This is a genomic window from uncultured Fibrobacter sp., from assembly GCF_947305105.1.
Taxonomy (GTDB): Bacteria; Fibrobacterota; Fibrobacteria; order Fibrobacterales; family Fibrobacteraceae; genus Fibrobacter.
The window spans coordinates 1-3,415 of record NZ_CAMZCS010000070.1 but is presented as its reverse complement, the minus strand read 5'-3'; the positions used below and the strand labels follow the sequence as shown (position 1 = coordinate 3,415).

Sequence of the window (3,415 nt, the reverse complement as noted above, 5' to 3'; positions counted from 1 at the left end):
AAGGGCATCTGCGTGTTCAACACTCCGGGTGCAAACGCCAACGCCGTTGCCGAACTCGTGATGACCGTGCTCGGCATGGCCGTGCGTAACGTGGACAAGGCCGCCGCCTGGGTCAAGGGCCTCGACACGAACGATCCGGACCTCGCCAAGACCGTCGAAAGCGGCAAGAAGAAGTTTGCCGGTATGGAACTCGCCGGTAAGACGCTCGGCGTCATCGGCCTCGGCAAGATTGGCGTGCTCGTCGCCAACTATGCCCGTTGGAAGAACATGCGCGTGCTCGCTTACGAACCGTATCCGAACGCCGCCAACATGCACGAACTTTCGAACAAGGTTGAAACCGCGACTCTGGACGAAGTCATCGCCAAGTCCGACTTCCTCACCGTCCACGTTCCCTTCATCAAGGGCGTGACCGAGAACCTGCTCAACCGCAAGAACCTCGCCGGCTTCAAGGGCAGCTACATCATGAACTTCGCCCGTGGCGGCATCGTCGAGATGGCCCCGGTCAACGAGATGCTCGCTTCCGGTTCCCTCCAGGGCTACCTCTGCGACTTCCCGGATGCCGACCTCATCAAGAACGACAAGGTGACCTGCTTCCCGCACCTCGGCGCTTCCACCGAAGAAGCCGAAGAGAACTGCGCCGTGATGGCCGTCGAGGAACTGAAGGACTACATCGAATACGGCTGCGTCCGCAACTCGGTGAACTTCCCGGCCCTCGTCGATCACCCGCACGCCGGTGTCAAGAGCCGCGTCGTGGTCATCAACCAGGACGTCCCGAACATGATCTCCGAAATCACGAAGGTGTTCGGTGCCGAAGGCATCAACATTGCCTCGTTCAGCAACAAGAGCAACGGCAAGATCGGCTACAACCTCGTTGACGTCGAAAGCAAGGTCGATGACTCCATCATCGAAAAGCTCGGCAAGCTCGACAAGGTCATCAAGGTCCGCGTGATTCATTTCTAAGGCTGTGCCATCCCTGGCGCATTCCTTTGTCATCCCCGCGTCCCATCCCAGTCATCCCCGGCTTGGCCGGGGATCTCCTTTTAAAAAAGGTCGCTCCTTGTCATTGCGAGGGACCAACAGTCCCGAAGCAATCTATTCAGGTTGACGATGCATTGAAAAAGTGTATATTTTCCGAATGAGTGTCGCCAAGGGGGTATCATGAGTCGTTTCTTTGTAGGTTTTGCTTTGTGGGCCTTGTTGCTTGCGCTTGCGGCCTGTGGTGGCGACAGCAAGGGAACCGACCCCAAGGACGCAGAACTTGCCGATGATTCCTTGACGGAATCGATTCTGGACAAGGACTCCGACTCTGCCAAGGATGCTGAACCTAGCGAGAAAGTCGATAAAGTTGTTCCCACTTTCGACGACTTGCCATCTTGCACGAGGGATCTCAACGGCAAGACTGCCTATGTGGAAGACGAGGATTCTGCCTATGTCTGTAAAAAGGGCCTCTGGGTCGTTGACGATTCGTTGACTAAGGCGGTTCGGCCGGACTCGGAGAAAAAATCATCGTCAAGCGCGAAGGCAAAGTCTAGTTCTAACGAGACGAGTGATTCCAGTAGCAAAGCCAAATCCAGCAGCAGTAAAGATGGCAAGTCTAACAGTTCATCGAGTTCCGTGGTCCCTACAGTTTCTGTGGCTTCACCTTGCAAAACCGAGGCTGGGGACAACTGTGAATATGGCACCCTGACTGACGACCGGGACGGGCAGACTTACAAGACTGTGAAAATCGGCGACCAGGTGTGGATGGCGGAGAACTTGAATTACAGGTACATTCAGCAGACAGATGATGGTGCCGAAGAAGACTCTTCCAGCTATTGCTATAATGATGACCCCGCCAATTGCGCTAAATATGGCCGCTTGTACCTGTGGAGTGCGGCAATGGATAGCGCTGGCATTATACCTGGTAATACGGCCAATGGTTGTGGCTATTGGGATAACTGCAACCTCGGCAACGTCAAAGTTCGTGGCGTGTGCCCTGAAGGCTGGCATCTGCCCGATACTACGGAATGGAACGCCCTGTTCAATGCGGTAGGGGGAAAAGAAACGGCAGGAATAATGCTAAAGTCCACGGAAGGCTGGAAAAAAAATGGCAATGGCTCGGATTCCTATTTCTTCTCGGCGTTGCCTGCTGGCTACAGGTACTACGCTGGGGATTTCTACCGCGAGGGCAGCGGCGCGAGCTTCTGGAGTTCGACGCAGAACAATAGCCTCTTCGCGTACCACATGTACTTGTACTACGACGACGATAATGCGTACCTGGGCGGCGAAACCAAGCGCAACGGGTTCTCTGTTCGTTGCCTTAAGGACTATAAATCAAGTAGTTCAGAAAAAAACAGTTCGTCGAGTTCCGTGGTTCCTACAGCTTCTTTAGCTTCACCTTGCAAAACAGCGACTGAGGACAACTGCGAATATGGCACCCTGACGGACGACAGGGACGGACAGACTTACAAGACCGTAAAAATCGGTGAACAGTGGTGGATGGCGGAGAACTTGAATTACAGGTACATTCAGCAGACTTTTGAAGGTGCCGAAGAAGACTCTTCTAGCTATTGCTATGATGATGACCCCGCCAATTGCGCTAAATATGGCCGCTTGTACCTGTGGAGCGCGGCAATGGATAGTGCTGGCATTATACCGGGTAACACGGCCAATGGTTGCGGCTATGGGGAATACTGCAACCTCGGCAACGTCAAAGTTCGTGGCGTATGCCCTGAGGGCTGGCACCTGCCCGATACCACGGAATGGGATACCCTGATCACTGCAGTTGGGGAGTGGGCAACCGTAGGAAAGATGCTGAAGTCCACGGAAGGCTGGAATGATTATGAAGGGACAAGTGGCAATGGCTCGGACGCCTACGCCTTCTCGGCGTTGCCTGCTGGCCGCAGGAACGGCAGTGGGAATTTCGTCTACGAGGGCGAAAGCGCGTACTTCTGGAGTTCTACGGAGAGCAGTAGCTACTACGCGTACGGCATGGGCTTGTACAACGACGTCGGCTATGTGGACTATGCCGCCATCCGCAAGAGCTACGGCTACGGGTATTCTGTTCGTTGCCTTAGGGACTAGGTTGCTAACCGCCAAGCCCCCTCCAAAAAGGCCGGCGAAGCCGGCCCGATTTTTTATACCTCGGGCGGCCCTTTGCATCAAGGCTGCCGTTTTCTGTATAAACAGAAAACCACCTGTGAACCTTTTTTTTGCCCGACGAAAACATCTTTTTACTGCAAATTCCCGGAAAATTTTCCCCGCAAAAACGTCTATACATACAGACGGGGGACTGTCCCCTGTCCGCCAACGGGGGCGTACCCGCATCCCTTCCTTGTCATCCCCGCGTAGGCGGGGATCTCCTTTTAAAAACGGCCGCTCCTTGTCATTCTATATTAAACTTTAAAGAAAACAGCAGAGCGGGTGGATAAAGGCG

At 54.2% G+C, this 3,415-nt stretch carries 2 protein-coding genes; both read left to right on the top strand.

What is annotated here, in order from left to right; translation table 11 throughout:
* A partial coding sequence (locus tag Q0Y46_RS14825; RefSeq protein WP_297948605.1) for a phosphoglycerate dehydrogenase occupies positions 1–960 on the top strand: 960 nt, incomplete at its 5' end.
* Positions 961–1,158: 198 nt separating this feature from the next.
* Positions 1,159–3,063 (top strand): fibrobacter succinogenes major paralogous domain-containing protein, encoded by a 1,905-nt coding sequence (locus Q0Y46_RS14820; protein ID WP_297948601.1) that lies wholly within the window; start codon positions 1,159–1,161, stop codon positions 3,061–3,063.
* The last annotated feature ends 352 nt before the right edge of the window (positions 3,064–3,415 follow it).